We start from the raw sequence: 15,478 nt of genomic DNA, 5'->3' as shown, positions 1-15,478 counted from the left end.
TTACGAGGCAGGGCCCGATTGCCAAGCGGGCCGTCTTCAAACGGCGGTCTCGGCGAGACACGCCCTACCTTTTCATGTGCCATCCATCTTTCCTGAAGCTCATGTTACATTTATGTCCCGGCAGTATTTTTCCACTGCCGGATTCAACTCTCTCTTCTCAGCGTATCGAAAGGATCAGCGTGCTCTCTCCAGGCTTCGCTGATCAAAGTCTCGATCTTCTGCCCGGCTCCCCATTTGCAGTCACTCCGGAGCAAGTCTGTACTCTTCGCTTCTGTTCAAAAAATTTCAAACAAATCCAAGAACCATCGAACCGAGCAATTCTTCGAAAGCATTCCTTAAACTGTCATTCGGAGAGGGAACCGGCGATTCTTGCGAAGCAGGCCGCCTCATTTTGAGGCGCAGGTATTTTGATGGAAACCAAGTCTTTTCCCTCGATGGTTTCGATACTGACAACTGCGGCAGATTGATAGTTCGGATCCTGAGAGCTATCCCAAATGGTCGTCCACCCGGTAAGATCTTCTGATTTTTCGACGGTGATAAAAGCTCCGGACGTGCCTTGTTTGAGGGGAAAGGTAAGGATCATGCACGGTTCTCCGTTGTCCTCACTCAACAAGCTATCTACCACTTGGCCATCGGGTGCATTTGGATCCAGCCCAAAAAGATATTCAAAAATGTTCGGCCAGGGATCGTTGTCACCATTGTCCGTGGTCCCGCTTTGGCCGCCGGGCAATGAATTCAGGAAATCGGCAAATCCACCCGTTACCTTTGGTGGTGCGACGACCGTTATAGTGACTCCGTCCCCATGATAGTTCACGCGAAGAGCATAGCCGACTGCATCCCAAACGGGTGCGGTCAGTACGGTTCCGTCCGCGGTTTCTGCGAAAGTGCCGATGACTTCACTGAATCCGGTGAATAGTGTAAAGACCTGTCCGACAGTCCAATTGCTTCCGAGTAAGGCCAGAGTGGCTCCATCCAGATTCAAACTCCCTCCGGAACTGGAAGTAACTCGGTCAGCCAGGGCCGGATCAAAATCAGGCAGATCCATGCGTACTTGCCCCTTGAGGGTGAGGGAGGTGCCAGAGAAGCTAAATTGACCAATGCTGCTGTCGTTTGGCGCAAAGCGATCGGTTACGGTGAGTGAGCCTCCGATCTCGCCTTTCCCTACCAAGCCCCAGATTGAGCCGGTTCCGGAAATTTTCGCTCCTTCCTTCAACTCAACCTGCGATTTGGTCAGGACACCATCGATTTGAAATTCGCCTTCATCGACCAACGTTTGCCGTTCGTAGTCGTAGACCAGGGGTGCGTCCTCGTGCATGGCTTGCAGAATGAATTTTCCAGGTCCGGTTTTACGCAAGCCTCCACGACCGGTAAGATTGCGAGTGAACACGTTCTTCGCGTTTCCTTCAGTCTGTGTGTCTCCGAGCATATGAACCGTGAAGAACTCGTTGAGACCGACTCCGTCGAGGTTGATACTTCCTTTCCCCCAGGTTACGGCTGTTTTATGGCTCCGGAATTGCGAGTGTTCAGGATCGTACTGTCTGCCGAAAACCCAGGTTGCCCCAGTGAACGTAAGCTCTGTATTATCGGCGAAGAAAAACTCTCCACCCTCAGAGGCGCCGTCGGTGTTGCCAATCACGCCTCCCGACAGGTTTACAGGTCCGTTGAAAATCACCCGAGGATCCCAAATTGTTGTGTGAATGGTGCCGTCGCCGAGATGAAAGGTTCCATTGACGATGAAATTCCCCAGGCGCCAATTTTGAGGCCAGCCCTCGAAATTCAGCGTGTCGGAACTCGTCCAGGTAAAGTCCTGCACCTCGTGGGCACCGTGCATTTTGGCCGCGTGTACTCCATCTCCTCCGGGTGAATTGTGCAGCCAGTGATCCGTCGGTTTCGGGACAACGCCGCCCGACCAGGACGTATCCTCGCTCCAGATACCGTCCACGAAACCTTCAATGGTAGCAGCCCCAACCGGATCATTCGGGGGAGCCCCAAGATCGACATACCAAAACCGTGTTGTTATGCCCATTCCACCCCAACCCCAAAAGCTGGATCCATCTTTGGAAACTGCTTTTGTGTCGATGAGATCCCAATCTCCGATACCTGTGACCTCTTCTGTGGCAAACACATCCGCCATGCGGCGAATACCGGCGTTGGGCGTCCAGATAAAAGGTTCCGATGGATCCCAAACACCTTGGTCCGAACGGCTGGTTCCTACCACCACCAGGCCGTTATCCGAGGAGCTTATAGCCGAACCGAAGAAGTCGCCGCCTGGAAGGTCGCCCAGTCCTTTCATGCCCGTTGCCTCTGTCCAGCGCATGGCTTCAAGGCCTCCGGCGGAATTGCCCCATCCCACAATCGTTGCCCCATCGAAGGATATGCCCAGAGGCGATGAACCTTCGGTTCCGCCTGGGATTTCTCCCAACAAAGTGGGGGATTGCCCTGGCATCCACCGAAAGGCGCGCGTGGCTGAATTTACAAATCCCGAGCTGGCCACCACCATCCCGTCACCGGACAAAAATACTTCCCCCCATGCCGCGTCTGACAGGGTATCGGAAATGGTCATGCCCCCTTCCTCCGTCCAGACAAAGCCACGGGTTCCATTCGCTTGCAAGGAAATCCTTAGGGTGCCAACGATCGTTTTACCATCGTCGGACATGCGTTGGATGACGACCTGTTCATGGCATTCAGGAGCGGGGATGGTTAATACGGTGAAACCTTCACCGTTTTTCCATAGGCCTCTTCCCCCGTTCCCCCGTTTGAGGTGGCGAGAATGGTGTTTCCGTCAGCCGAGATGTCTAGTATGGAGGAGAATCCCGGATCAGTCATCGCGACGGAACCCCCTTCCGCCGTCCATCGGAAAAAGCTGTTACCGGTCCTGCCTATCAGAGTAGTTCCGTCTCGGGACATCACTTCAACCGTGGCATTGGTCTCTCCGTTGGGTCCCGCGATGGCGACAATTTCTGCTGCCTGGGTTGTGCCTTTAAAGGCTGCCAAGAATGAAATACAAACGATCATGAGCCTCTTGTTTAAAAAGATCCATCTCCAAAATCTCTGATTATTTCTTAGGAAGGAGTAAGTAGAGTAAGTATAGGCCAGTAAAGAGAACATAAGAACAGGCGTTTAAATGTTAAGATCTGAGAGAAGGATAACAGGCGAAGAGAGAAGGCGAGTTTGGACTTTCTTGCCTGCCTTTGTCGAGACGTTTGTTGAACCAAAGCATTTCATTAGAGCTGTTCAAATCAGTAGTCGCCGAAGCTGCCACAGACGCACGCCGATCCGTTTGCATTCTGCACCACTGCTTTCAGGCCGCGGATCATCCCATTCTCCTGAACATGCCCGAAAGTGCGTACCTGCATGGGTTGATCCTGCAAGTGGACTGAGCTGAAATACCTATCAGATTTAAAGGTGAATAGGTAGGGCGATATGGCCGAAGACGCCTATTAGTATCTCGGTGAATGAATAAAGTAGCAACAAGGGCCTATTTTATTGGCAAAGGCAAGACACTGAATCGGCACCGCGAGGACGCTGTCGCCCTACCTTTATTAGCTGAATTGGTAGGGCAATCGCGTCCCCGCGATGCCGCCAAGAAATAGTTAAAATGCTCAAACACGGTTTGTGTGTCCGGTTATTATCGCTTTGGCTATTTCAAGGGATTCCACACGCTCTCAAATCCCAAGTCTGAAAATTCCTTTGCATTGGCGGTGTCAATTTAATTACCCGGACTCACAGGCACCTGCACGATGCGGTAGAAGCGACGGCCCTGGTCGAGGTTGGGCAGGTTGCTCAGCTCGAGCAGGCTGTTGTCTCCTGGCGTCTCTGAAATGAGCTCCCAGGTTTCCAGATCGGTGGAGGTTTCAAAACGATAGGTGGCATCACCCACAGCAAAGATTGGCAGAACCAGTTCGCCGCCTGGCGCATAGCGAGTTTGAAACACCTGGACTGGATCGTCGGCGGTCCGAATCGCTGCATCGTTTTCGGCGGTCAAGGTGAACATGCCTTCGGAAACAGCCCAACTATATTGAAATCCGTCTTTGAGCCCGCTAATCTGGATGTTCAAATTTTCTGCGGTTAAATTTCCACCTACATCAATCAATTGAAGTTGTTCACTCTGAGTGGGAGCATGCCCGGAGAAGATCAGGTGAAGTGTTCCGTTCATGGTAAGGGCACCGGTGACGACCAATCGGTCTTGGTTTTCTGGCTCTGGTCCAGCGATTTCCATCGTTATCAGACCAGTTGCGAGTAGGTTCACATCTCCTTCGATTCTGGCCACAGCTAGATTTGAAGTGCGTATGCTAACTCGGGCGTCTAATTGAGTTAAGAATGCTGAACTCTCGACCGGCTCCTCTTCTTCTATACACCCAGGACTTAGTAATCCAGCCAGATCCAGAACTGCATCCGTTCTAATTATGGCTCCGCTTTCAAGGCAGATTATTCCGCCAGAATTTACTGATAAGCTTCCCCGTACGGTGACCACACCGTCCGCTAAAACGTCGAGATGCGATGTGTTACCGAAATTACCGCCTAGTGTCAGATCATTTTCAATAAACCACGTTGAACCTCCTGTTACTTCTCGCCCACCTATCAACACTTCCCCGCCTGCGAAAACTTCTGCATCGCGACTTTTAACAAAACCCCCTTCCTTTATTTCAAGATTATAACCGTGTCCGATCGAAAAGGTTTTAGTTTCGAGCTTTGATGCACGTAGCGCACCAAATCCTCCTACATAAACATGACCAGTACCTCGCGCTTGGCCTTCTGATCCACGGAGCGGCATCATTCTTAAATCTTGGGAGGTTACCAGTCCTCCGTTTGTAATGATCAACTCACCATCCGGCATTTCGTTTTCATATTCGGTCTCAGGTGGATTTCCAATTAGTATAGTGCTTGCATGCAAATCTCCGCCGGACTGGACCCATACTTTACCTGAAACGCCATTCCCGATCTGGACCATTCCCGCAGTAATGGTGGAATGAATATCCCGATTGGTGGCACTGACTCCATCGACGACCACTTCCGCCTTGTTTGAACGACCTATGGAAATGTCCCCCATTACAGCGACTTTTCCCCCTTCGTATACCAACAATTCGGCCAAACCGGGTTCATTCGCATCGATGTCGTAAATGGTTCCCCCTCCGATTTCAAAGAATTGGGATACGTTTAGAGTGGAAACTTCGTTTCGTGCCGCCGATTCTCCTCTTACTTCAAGTAAGCCGGTTGAAAATGGTTCCGAAGCTATGGTTAGTTGAGGTGTATTCACTAATCCGCCATTTAGAATTTTCAACGTCCCATCCCGCATTGGAGCAGCATGTCCTCCTTGCACTCCCACCGTAATTTCAAGGTGGTCTTCCAATTTAGATCTGGCTGTGCCCATTTCCCCATCTACAGTGACAATTCCTCTTGCGGTGCTGCCAATATACGTACCGAGAGCCTCGCTTTCTCCAGCAATTACTTGTCCACCTTGTTGGATAAGAAGTTCTCCTACTGCTTCGGAGTCTACTTGATCTTGGGATTCTAAAAGAAGGGTGCCTCCCACAAAAAGGCCCTGCTCCACAGAAATAGTTGATCCGTCCCCATCCGCGGTTGCGGATGCATTGCTAATTTGCCCGATATAAAGTCTTGTTAGATTTGCTTTCGCTCCTTCATTTACAGTAAGGATCACCTGATCCTCCCATGCCAAGCCGAAGAATAAATAACCTGATCTGAGAAGGTATCAGGGCTTCACTGTTATTGCCTGTGGAAACCAAGAGTCCATTTGAACCTGCTGTTCCTCCGACTAAGACTTCTTCACCGATGATTTGCCCTCCCGATGAAGCTACTAAAAGACCATCGCCTTGCTTACCTATCTGAGCGGTTCCTATATTCCAGGTGCTTCCAACACCGATTACATGTCCTCGTGAGATTTCCTGGTTGGCTCCATCTCCGAAAACTGTTTCGGCGCTTGTAATTGTTGCGCCATTTTCAACAAAAACCGTAGGTGCACCCAATATGCCGACAGTGAATCGACCGGTGTTATTCCATTGAGTTTCCGATCCGGTTACATGCACAGTCGTTTGTGCTGTAGTCCCAATTTTTGTATGGGAGCTGAGTATATTTCCGTTGGAGAGTTTGAAACTTCCTTTGTCAACCAGCACACTGGGTTCTTCCGGAGACAAAGCCTGTGCGTTGAGATCTGCACTAATGAATTCTACCTGAACGTTCGGGTCTCCGCCAACAACCAAGCGGTTCACGGATTGTGTCCCCACTAACACTGGATAGGTTCCTGATAGATCGAAGATCGCGTTGTCATCCGGACCCGGCACATCGTCGGCGATTTGATTTTCATTGAAGTCGCTCCAGTTGCTTGCCGTGGCAAAAGAGCCCCCTTCCGCGTTAATCCAACGGTGGCCTTCGATTGGCTCATGATCCGGAACCTCGATTCCATCGGTGGCGGCGAGTACGAGTGAACCATCCGCCAGCGTCGCTGCAAATACAACTATGCCTGCTCGATTGTACCCCCCTGAGCCGAAAGCAAGTATTTCATCGATCGTCGAATTGCCCAAAGGAGCTCCAGATTCCACGATGGCATCATTGTTAGGGTCTGGGCCATTGTATAATGCCGGTAGACCCGTTTTTAAGCGCAAGAAAAGCAATGTCCCCGTCGTCATTCATAGCCAGGCTGAGAATCGTTTCATACTGATCCATTGGCAGGTGAACTATCTCGCTCCCGGTTCCTGCAAATATACCCGTGCCTAGATCTGTATGTCTGCCGATGCAGGCGATTTTTCCTGAATTGGTAAATTCAAGACTTTCTGGAGGGTCTATGAATCCATCCAGCACGGAGCTTGGAAACTCATATTGTGGGGGCATTGGTTGTGATAACCATTCAGAAATGTTAATGGATCGAAATATGGAATAGGTTGTGGCGTCCGCTAACGGTATGGCCGCATAAACAAATTGCCCGCTATTGTTCATTGCTGGACCTGATATAAAGGGAAAACTCAAATTGGTGTTCCGGTCATGAATGGCTGCTGTGAAACTACCTTGTTCCGGATTTGCCAATATTTCCGGAGTCGAGAGTTTGATGACCGGCAGGGTGCCATCAAATTCTAACGCTCCACTGCTGAACGCGAGATATCCGGAATCGTTAATCGTTTGTCTCCAAATACCGCCGTGTATGTCCAGTTGATGCGAATCCGCTGTTGGTCCTTTGAGAATTCGATGTGTTACCTGGTCCGGCGACTCTGCTTGTTTTTTTGCTAACGCAACAAACGCTACAGTTCCGTTGTTATTGATGGACGGAGAATCTACCAACAAAGTTGGAAACATTGGAAAGTATGTCGTGAAGCCATTGCCGATTCCGATTATATTTTCTCCATCTACGGATGCGAGAATCGAAGCGTCCCGAATGCCTGCTTGGCCAATGAAAACTGCTACGGTGTCGTCCGTCCTCCGGCCATAAAATGCCACTGCTCCGGATTCATTAATCACCGGTTTTCCAATAAACTTCAGACCCTCTTCCTGGGCTGTTGTAATGATAAAATCCTCTTCGCCAACGGCTGAGCTCCAGAATAGGAGTCCCAGAATAGAGAAAACCATTGTGCGGAAAAGACGACCGATTCGCATACTGTGTATGGTTAGAGTGAGAATTCAGGAAACTATTAGGTGGAGAGCCCAAACAGTCCTTTTCATTACCTTGCAGGATATAAGCTGGCTGGTCCAGAATTTTAAATTCCAGAATGCGGATTAGCGGGGCCTTTGCCGGGCTCAGCGATTCTGAGCGAACACCGGAATTGTGGTAAGCTGTTGCTCAAACTCTCTTTGCAGGGCTTCCTTTTGCGCTTCCAGAATTTTGCTGAAGTTTGCCTCCTGTTTTTTATCGAATCGATCGAAGGTCGCGGTGAGGTTTTCAGGTGCTTTATGATGGGCGACGATTTCAGATAACTGGTCCCAGCTGGTTGATGGCTGAGAATCATTTTTGGACAGCAGAATGAATTTGGTGGTGAGAGTTTCGTGAAAAGTGGAACTACCCTGTTTGTCGCTCTTTTCCGCAAACTGGTAGGAGACTTTGTCACCCTCGATGCTGACCTGAATGACGCGAAAGGCTGTTTGTTTTTCCTTCTGGCTCATGGTGCCACCGAAAACGAGTTTTTGCTGCGAGTGCTTGGGCCACTTGCTTGACAGAGCTGCTCGTACTACGTCCTCAAAAGCGGTGCTGCTTCCCATCGAGCCAAGAACGTTGACGATGACCCAGTTACCCGCGTTTGCGACTCGGGCGGCTTTGACCTCGACCTGATCGGTTTGCCAACGCGGTTTGATAAGCCCAATGTAGGGAAAGGGGGTGTTATGCAAAAAGTCTCTCAAGTCCATATGCGAGTAATCTCCTTGAGCGACAAGCTGCTTGGCCCGCTCGTAGGCTTGTTCCAGGGCGACGATCAATACCTTGGCTTGTTGATCGTGCCACTGACGGAGCGTGAGATTCGGGCCCATTTCCGTATGCCCCTGATAATTCAGATAGTTTTCGAATTCCGGGTAGGCGCGAGCGAGGAGCCGTGAAGCGGAATTAAACTGGTTGTTTTTCAGGTGGGAAATCGCCTGGTTGACGGTGTTCAGGTACTCTGTCTGTTGAGCCGCTATTATTTTCGGATTCGATGACGTTCCTGTTTCCATTTCCTCGATCCGGTCTATCATGTGTGTGTTTCTGGTTCCGGTGAGCCACCACATGAGCATGGCGAGGACTCCGGTGGTGATAATGATAGCGATACGCTTTCCGTCGAGATACATGATGCGCGCAGCATGTGATGGGGATAGGGCCTGTCAATTGGCGTGGCAAACTTTGGATTTCTTAGAATATTTTTTAATTTCTCTGGGAAAGGAATGAATAGCGCTGGTCAGTGTCTTACCTCCATGTTTAGGTTGTTTTGATCGCATGAATGTCGCAGCCCTGTTTCTTAAAGCCCCGGTACTGGGAACTGTAAAAACCCGTTTAGCTAAGTCATTAGGTGACGAAGCCGCGTTAGTGGCTTACCGGCAATTAGTTGAGTTTTTATTAAAGAAGATAGGAGAATCGTTTGCGCACATCCACTTCACACCGGGTGATCCGGAGACTCTAAAAGCTTGGCTGGGAAATGGCTATTCCTACACCCCACAGGAAGGTGCTGGCTTGGGTGAGCGTTTGCTGCATGCCATGGAACTGGAGTTTATCGTAGGAGCTGAGAAGTTAATTTTCCTAGGTGGCGATTGTCCTTATGTGGACCAGGCTCGAATCGATGAAGCATTTCAGCAGCTCGATCATTACGACGTGGTGATTGGGCCAGCTACGGACGGCGGGTATTATCTCATCGGAATGAAACGGATAATGCCTGAACTGTTCACGGATGTTGCCTGGGGGACACATTCGGTTTTTGAAAGGACCTTGAAAATCTGTCAGAAGTTTGGGTATACCGTTGCTTTGCTCCCTGAGGAATCGGACGTGGATGACCTCGAAGCTTGGGAAAAAGCAAAAGCGTTTATGGAAGTAAAGTAGCACAACCATCCCGGCGGTGTTTTGTTTTAGAAAATTAACAGGCAAGATGCCTGTTCTACTTTATCTCAGGTTCTGATTGGTTGAGGATCCGGGATAATTATTTGGACAAAGGGGAACTAGGAAGCATTCTTCGGGTTAAATTATTTTTAACGGCAAACATGATTAGGAAACTTGGAAGCATAGGAATTGGAGCAGTGGCTGAGCTGGGTCAGCTGACTTTGTTTACTGCGCATTCCCTGGTTTCGTTTGTTGGACAGAGGCATAGATCTGAGAAACTGATCCGTGCGGTCTACGAAATCGGTGTGCGTTGTGTTCCGATTGTGTTGATTGTCGGGTTGTTCACCGGACTAGTCCTTGGCCTCCAATTGTATTACGTGCTATCCAAGTTCAGCTCGGAGACATTACTTGGGCAGGCCGTGGCATTGACGGTAATCCTGGAAATCGGACCTGTCTTTACCGCTATCATGATCGTGGGCCAAGCCGGATCAGCACTTTCTGCAGAACTGGGTATTCAACGCAATGCTGAACAGATTGATGCGCTTGGAACCATGCGGATTCAATCGCTAGGCTTCCTGGTATCTCCTCGCTTATGGGCAGCCATCATCTGTTTCCCTATTCTTACGGCGTGTTTCGATTGGGTGGCCATCCTTGGCGGTCATCTTACAGGTGTTGAACTTCTCGGAGTGGACGCCGGGTCCTATTGGAATCGCCTGTACGACGAAGTGACCTTCACTCATGTGCGCGATGGATACATCAAGGCGTTGGCTTTTGGGTTTCTCACGACAGCCGTTTGCTCTTTCAACGGCTACTTTACGCATCAACTATCCGATGTGCCGGGGGCTCGTGGCGTATCGCAAACCACAACCCGTGCAGTCGTCTACTCAAGCATCGTTATTCTTGCATCCGATTACATCATCACTTCCTTCCTGCTTCAGACATGAGTGCATCCACATTATTAATACGGGGACTCTCAAAACGATTTGGAGAACAGGTGGTCCTGGATGCGATTGATTTGGATATCCCTCTGGGCAAACACATAACGGTGATCGGCAGGAGCGGCATTGGTAAGTCTGTATTCCTCAAATGTATCGCCGGTCTATTGGCACCCGACTCGGGAACTTTACTGTTGGATACGGGGAGTCCCGTTCCTCACTGCAGTTACCTGTTTCAACAAAATGCCTTGTTCGATTCCTTGACGGTGTTCGACAATGTGGCTTTGCCCGTTCGGGAGAAAGAAGCCGTCTCAAGGGCGGATTTGAAGATACGTGTCTCTGAAATGTTGGAGAAGCTCGACCTTGTAGATGCCGCCCACAAGTACCCTGGAGAAATTTCCGGTGGGATGCAAAAGCGTGTGGCGTTGGCGAGAGCGCTGATTACTCAACCAGAAATCATCCTGTTCGACGAGCCGACCACCGGCTTGGACCCTGAGCGTAAGTACAGTGTTTTTGAAATGATTCGCCAGTACCGCCTTCAATTTGGATTTACGGTTATCATGGTCAGCCACGATGTCCCTGAAGTGTTCGAAATTTCGGATCAAGTCGCCTGGCTTGAAGGAGGTAAAATCGCTTTTTGGGGTGCACCCGACGCTTTACTTGAGAATCCACCCGAAGGTCTTGCCAACTTTATCCGACCACAACTCGCCTAATTTTTTATGAACTCCAAAAAACTTGAACTTACTGTGGGAGCATTTGTTTTGCTCGGACTGGTCGCCATTCTTTACCTTGCTCTTCAGGTGGGCAGCAATCGGTGGTCGGGAGATCATTACAGCCTTTACGCGCGTTTTCTGGATGCCGGCGGACTCAATGAAGGTAGCTCAATACGGATAGCGGGCGTCAAGGTCGGCACGGTTGGAAGTATCACTCTTAACAAGGAGCAAATGGTGGCCATGGTTGAACTGAAGTTACCGGTTGATTTGATGTTGGAGGATGACACCATTGCTTCGATAAAAACTACCGGACTGATCGGCGATAAATTTTTAAGCCTTTACCCTGGTGCCTCGGGAATAACTTTGGAACCTGATGAAATAATTGTGGACACAGAATCGGCCGTCGATATCGAGAGTTTGATCAGCAGGTTTGCGTTCGGGAGTATCGAAGATGAATCGACAGACAAATGACCTGGAATTAAATGCAAATTAAGCATGTTATTTTTTTATAGAACTGGTAAGTTTTTAATAACCACCACGACCAAGTCCTCCAAATGCGATCCAGTCTCTTACCTAAAGCCCTTTCCTTTTTCGCCTGCCTGATGATTTCCAGCGGCATTGTTTCAGCCGAAGAAAAGCCCGAAGTGGCTCTCAAAAATACCGTCGAGGGCGTGATTGATGTACTTTTCCAAGCCGATTCAACCGTGAGTATTGAGACAAAACGGGAGCAGGTACTCGCAGTATTGAACCGAAGTTTTTCCTTCGAAGTGATCGTTCGCCGCACACTGGGTCGCAATTGGGATAAACTGAAGCCAGAGCAACAAAAGCAGATTGTCTCTCTGGCGACTGACCTGATGATCCGATCTTATACGCGCGAATTTAAGGAAGGGATCAGGCCAATCGTCGAATACAAAAGCCCATTAGAACTGGCTAAGAACAAGATTGAGATTTCCTCCACACTGGTCCTTTCAGATAATAAAATAAACCTCTCTTATCGCTTGGCGCGCCTGGAATCCGGTTGGCAGGTATATGACATCATTGTTGAAGGTGTCAGTCTGGTTAGCAATTACCGCAAACAGTTCGATGCTCATTTTCAGAAGAAAAACGGAGACGACCTGATTGATCAACTCGAAGCAAAACTGGCTGAATTATGAAATGCTTTCACCCTCTAGCTAAACTCTCTATTTGGAGCTTCTCGATCCTGCTCCTGATGAATGCTCATGTGTCGGCTCAAGATGATTTTCTGAGTGAAGACGATTTGTTTAACGACAAAGAATTTGAAACAGAGGAAACAATTTCAGATCCCATTGAAGGCCTGAACCGGGTCTTTTTTGGCTTCAATGATTTTGTCTACAAGAACCTGCTTGGACCTTTGGCTAAGGGATACCGCGCGATCACTCCCGATCCTGTCGAGCGGGGTTTCAGCAATTTTTTTGATAACATAAATTACCCTGTTCGGTTAACGGGAAATCTACTACAGTTGAAGGTCGAAGAGTCCTTTCAGGAGACCGGCAAGTTTTTTGTGAACACAACACTGGGTCTTGGTGGGTTTTATAAGGCATCCGATGATTTCGAGTATTTGGATCCTCCTGTGGAAGATATTGGGCAAGCGTTTGGTGCCTGGGGGTTCGGCGAAGGATTTTATATCGTCATTCCGTTTTTAGGACCTTCAAATGCCCGTGATTTTGTGGGTCGATTTGCTGATCGTTTGCCTGATCTTGTAGATACTCCCTGGACAGTCCTGGACGATTCTACCGATAGATTTATTGTGGGTGGCGTCGATTTTGTAACCGACTCCCCAGCTCTTATGTTTAGGTATGAGTCGCTTACCAAAGCTTCGATTGACCCTTACGAAGCTATGAAAGACGGTTTCACCAAGTACCGCATGCAGCTGATAAGTGAGTAAACGCTTTTTGTTCTCACTTCTGGCTTCCCACTCCTCATTTCTAAATTAATCGACGTAACGCAATTGCACCGTGTCCACTAATTGATCGTGTGCCAGCACGTTGGTGATGACTACGAGCTGCTGTCCTTTTTTGACCCACTTTCGTTCCTGTAGGACCTGAAAGGCATCCTTAATTGTTTGTTCAGGATCTTCGCAAAAATCCATGAGGAACGGTTCAATGCCCCACAAAGTAACCAAATGGCGAAGAATCTCGAGTCGGTCGGTGAATGCGTAAACGGGAGCTTTGCATCGGAGCGAAGAAAGTATCTCGCCGAACCGACCCGTTTTTGTGAACACCACGATGGGCGTTTCATGCAATTCCTCCGCGAGCATTTTTGCGGAACGAAGCATCATATCCCTTGCGCCCTTCAGGATGCGCCCTTCGGCAAACCCGGCCCCTCCGGATCGCTCGATTCTTAGAGAGATGCGTTTAAACGCCTGCACGCATTCCAACGGATATTTTCCGATAGTCGTTTCCCCTGAGAGCATGATGCAGTCGGCCTGTTCATAGACGGCATTGGCAACATCGGTCACTTCGGCGCGTGTGGGAACGGGATTTTCAATCATCGATTCGAGCATGTGCGTCGCGACGATCACACCCTTTCCCCTAAGCAGGCATTGTTTAACGGCACGTCGTTGGATAATGGGAAGTTCCTCGTATGGACATTCGATTCCCAGATCGCCACGAGCGACCATCAGGCAATCGGCAGCCTGGATGATTTCGTTGAGATTGCTTAAGGCTGATTGATCTTCGATTTTTGCCACAACCTTTCCTGTCGCCCCAATACTGACCATGAATTCGCGTAGAATATCGATGTCGGTCGCCTCTCGCACAAAGGACAAAGCATATTGGTCGACCCCTGCTTCGTGGCCGACCTGAATGTCGCCACGGTCTTTCTCGGTAATCGCCGGGAGATTGATCTTAACTCCCGGGAGATTGATGTGCCTGCGGCTTCCCAGTTCGCCACCAATCACCACTTTACATTGAATGCGTGATTCGGTTTTACCGATGACTTCGAATTTCAAGAGGCCATTATCTACCTGGACCTCATTCCCTACCGAAATATCCTGGATCAGGGACGGGTAATTGACTCCCAGTACCGGAGTTCCATCTGAATCTTGAGAAAATTTATTGGCGTCGATCGATAGGTCGACCCGTTGATCCTGCTCTAGAAAAATGGGTTTCCCCAACGCGCAGGTCCGAATTTCCGGACCTTTAACATCCATCATGATCGAGATTTCTCGTCCCACCTTTTTGGACACCTTTCTTATTTTTTCAATAGTGGCTCTTGTCCAATCATGATCCGCATGAGCCATGTTGATCCGGCAAATATCGACGCCTTCATTGATCAGCTTAGTAAGCATTTCTTCACTTTCAGTCGCTGGCCCGATGGTGAAGATTATTTTAGTATGGCGATACCGATTCTGGTTATAAGTTCTTTTCAAAATTGGATGTGTGTTAGTTCAAAACTCGGAAATTACGAAAACGATTTCTTAAATATCAAACGGTGGCAATGTTTCCCCCGGTGGTACCACCGTAATGTCATAGTTTCGTTGATGATTTTTCCCGTTGGTCACGGTTTGAGTGACTTTTTCCACCGAGTTACAGTCTTTGCTCAGGTGAGCCAGGTATACTTTTTTCCACCAAGGTTCTTCCATCGTATCAAGAAGTTCCTTTGCCGCGTAATTCGACAAGTGACCATGGCGACCGGTAATGCGCTGTTTCACGGACCACGGGCGTTTGGTGTCTTCATTTAGCATGTCGGTATCGTAATTGGCTTCGAGCACCAGTACGTCTACATGCCTGATCCGTTCACGAACCAGCTCCGAAACATAACCCAGGTCGGTTGCCCAAGCCAGGCTACGGTGCGGTGTGAAGAGATCTCCATTGCCATTTTTAAAGACAAACCCCACCGGATCATAAGCATCGTGCGGAACAGAAAAACTGGTAATCTCCAGATCGCGAAATTGAAAGGTGCTTCCGGTCTCAAACAGCTTCCAGGTTGGGCGTTTCTTCAGCTTGGATTGCACCGCTTTCGCTGTCTCCCGGTTTGCGTAGAATTCGAGGTGCTCAAACCTGCTCAATCCACGGATGCCGGCCGAGTGATCCGAATGTTCATGGGTGAGAAATATCCCATCGATGTTGTCGATCGACTCCCCCACAGAATCCAGCAAGTTGCACAACTGCTTGCCGGAGTAACCGGCATCAATCAGGATTTTACAGTGGTTGGTCGTCAGGAGACTACAATTCCCTGAACTGCTACTTCCCAATATGGTGAAACACATCGACATCAATGGGATTCAGGGAGATGCATTGGTTGCACTCAAGTGTATTGTGTCCTTAGGGTGTATTTGTTCATTCACTGTCTGTGGAGAAAGGATGTGT

At 49.2% G+C, this 15,478-nt stretch carries 15 protein-coding genes; 7 read left to right on the top strand and 8 right to left on the bottom strand.

Annotation, left to right across the window (positions count from 1 at the left end):
- Window positions 1-343: 343 nt before the first annotated feature.
- Together O3C43_00680 and O3C43_00675 are read right to left on the bottom strand one after the other, a co-directional pair.
- Window positions 344-2,656 carry a hypothetical protein gene (locus tag O3C43_00680; GenBank protein ID MDA1064992.1) on the bottom strand — a complete coding sequence of 771 codons (2,313 nt, stop codon included), beginning with the start codon at window positions 2,654-2,656 and terminating at the stop codon, window positions 344-346.
- A 44-nt stretch (window positions 2,657-2,700) separates the two neighbouring features.
- Window positions 2,701-3,015: a hypothetical protein gene (locus O3C43_00675; GenBank protein ID MDA1064991.1), complete on the bottom strand. Its 315-nt coding sequence runs from the start codon at window positions 3,013-3,015 to the stop codon at window positions 2,701-2,703.
- 440 nt (window positions 3,016-3,455) lie between these two features.
- Here O3C43_00675 and O3C43_00670 point away from each other — a divergent pair, with 440 nt between their 5' ends.
- Window positions 3,456-3,593, top strand: coding sequence for a hypothetical protein (locus O3C43_00670; GenBank protein ID MDA1064990.1), 138 nt, complete (start codon window positions 3,456-3,458; stop codon window positions 3,591-3,593).
- A gap of 116 nt (window positions 3,594-3,709) precedes the next feature.
- Here the strand turns inward: O3C43_00670 and O3C43_00665 are convergent, their stop codons facing one another.
- The 4 genes from O3C43_00665 to O3C43_00650 form a co-directional block, all read right to left on the bottom strand.
- Window positions 3,710-5,659, bottom strand: a complete 1,950-nt coding sequence (locus O3C43_00665; protein ID MDA1064989.1) for a hypothetical protein — start codon at window positions 5,657-5,659, stop codon at window positions 3,710-3,712.
- Window positions 5,640-6,557, bottom strand: coding sequence for a hypothetical protein (locus O3C43_00660; protein ID MDA1064988.1), 918 nt, complete (start codon window positions 6,555-6,557; stop codon window positions 5,640-5,642). The genes O3C43_00665 and O3C43_00660 overlap by 20 nt, the downstream gene beginning before the upstream one ends.
- A gap of 13 nt (window positions 6,558-6,570) precedes the next feature.
- Window positions 6,571-7,602, bottom strand: a complete 1,032-nt coding sequence (locus O3C43_00655; GenBank protein MDA1064987.1) for a hypothetical protein — start codon at window positions 7,600-7,602, stop codon at window positions 6,571-6,573.
- Window positions 7,603-7,743: 141 nt separating this feature from the next.
- The gene (locus O3C43_00650) at window positions 7,744-8,760 is read right to left on the bottom strand and encodes a hypothetical protein (protein ID MDA1064986.1); all 1,017 of its coding nucleotides are present in this window, start codon (window positions 8,758-8,760) and stop codon (window positions 7,744-7,746) included.
- Window positions 8,761-8,905: 145 nt separating this feature from the next.
- Here O3C43_00650 and O3C43_00645 point away from each other — a divergent pair, with 145 nt between their 5' ends.
- From O3C43_00645 to O3C43_00620, 6 genes are all read left to right on the top strand, one after another.
- Window positions 8,906-9,502, top strand: coding sequence for a TIGR04282 family arsenosugar biosynthesis glycosyltransferase (locus O3C43_00645; GenBank protein ID MDA1064985.1), 597 nt, complete (start codon window positions 8,906-8,908; stop codon window positions 9,500-9,502).
- A gap of 158 nt (window positions 9,503-9,660) precedes the next feature.
- The gene (locus tag O3C43_00640) at window positions 9,661-10,443 is read left to right on the top strand and encodes an ABC transporter permease (GenBank protein MDA1064984.1); all 783 of its coding nucleotides are present in this window, start codon (window positions 9,661-9,663) and stop codon (window positions 10,441-10,443) included.
- On the top strand, window positions 10,440-11,147 hold the full coding sequence (locus O3C43_00635) for an ATP-binding cassette domain-containing protein (GenBank protein MDA1064983.1): 708 nt from the start codon (window positions 10,440-10,442) through the stop codon (window positions 11,145-11,147). The genes O3C43_00640 and O3C43_00635 overlap by 4 nt, the downstream gene beginning before the upstream one ends.
- 6 nt (window positions 11,148-11,153) lie before the next feature.
- Complete coding sequence (gene mlaD, locus O3C43_00630) at window positions 11,154-11,618, top strand: outer membrane lipid asymmetry maintenance protein MlaD (GenBank protein MDA1064982.1); 465 nt, start codon at window positions 11,154-11,156, stop codon at window positions 11,616-11,618.
- A gap of 83 nt (window positions 11,619-11,701) precedes the next feature.
- The gene (locus tag O3C43_00625; GenBank protein MDA1064981.1) at window positions 11,702-12,301 is read left to right on the top strand and encodes an ABC transporter substrate-binding protein; all 600 of its coding nucleotides are present in this window, start codon (window positions 11,702-11,704) and stop codon (window positions 12,299-12,301) included.
- Entirely contained in the window at window positions 12,298-13,053 is a 756-nt protein-coding gene (locus O3C43_00620) for a VacJ family lipoprotein (protein ID MDA1064980.1), read from the top strand. Before O3C43_00625 ends, O3C43_00620 begins: the two co-directional genes overlap by 4 nt.
- 45 nt (window positions 13,054-13,098) lie before the next feature.
- Here the strand turns inward: O3C43_00620 and pyk are convergent, their stop codons facing one another.
- Both pyk and O3C43_00610 read right to left on the bottom strand, forming a co-directional pair.
- Window positions 13,099-14,538, bottom strand: a complete 1,440-nt coding sequence (pyk, locus tag O3C43_00615; GenBank protein ID MDA1064979.1) for a pyruvate kinase — start codon at window positions 14,536-14,538, stop codon at window positions 13,099-13,101.
- 48 nt (window positions 14,539-14,586) lie between these two features.
- On the bottom strand, window positions 14,587-15,378 hold the full coding sequence (locus O3C43_00610; protein MDA1064978.1) for an MBL fold metallo-hydrolase: 792 nt from the start codon (window positions 15,376-15,378) through the stop codon (window positions 14,587-14,589).
- Window positions 15,379-15,478: the final 100 nt, after the last annotated feature.

Source organism: Verrucomicrobiota bacterium (assembly GCA_027622555.1).
GTDB lineage: Bacteria > Verrucomicrobiota > Verrucomicrobiia > Opitutales > UBA2995 > UBA2995.
Note: the sequence above shows the minus strand (reverse complement) of the source record. Positions and strands in the feature narration are given on the sequence as shown.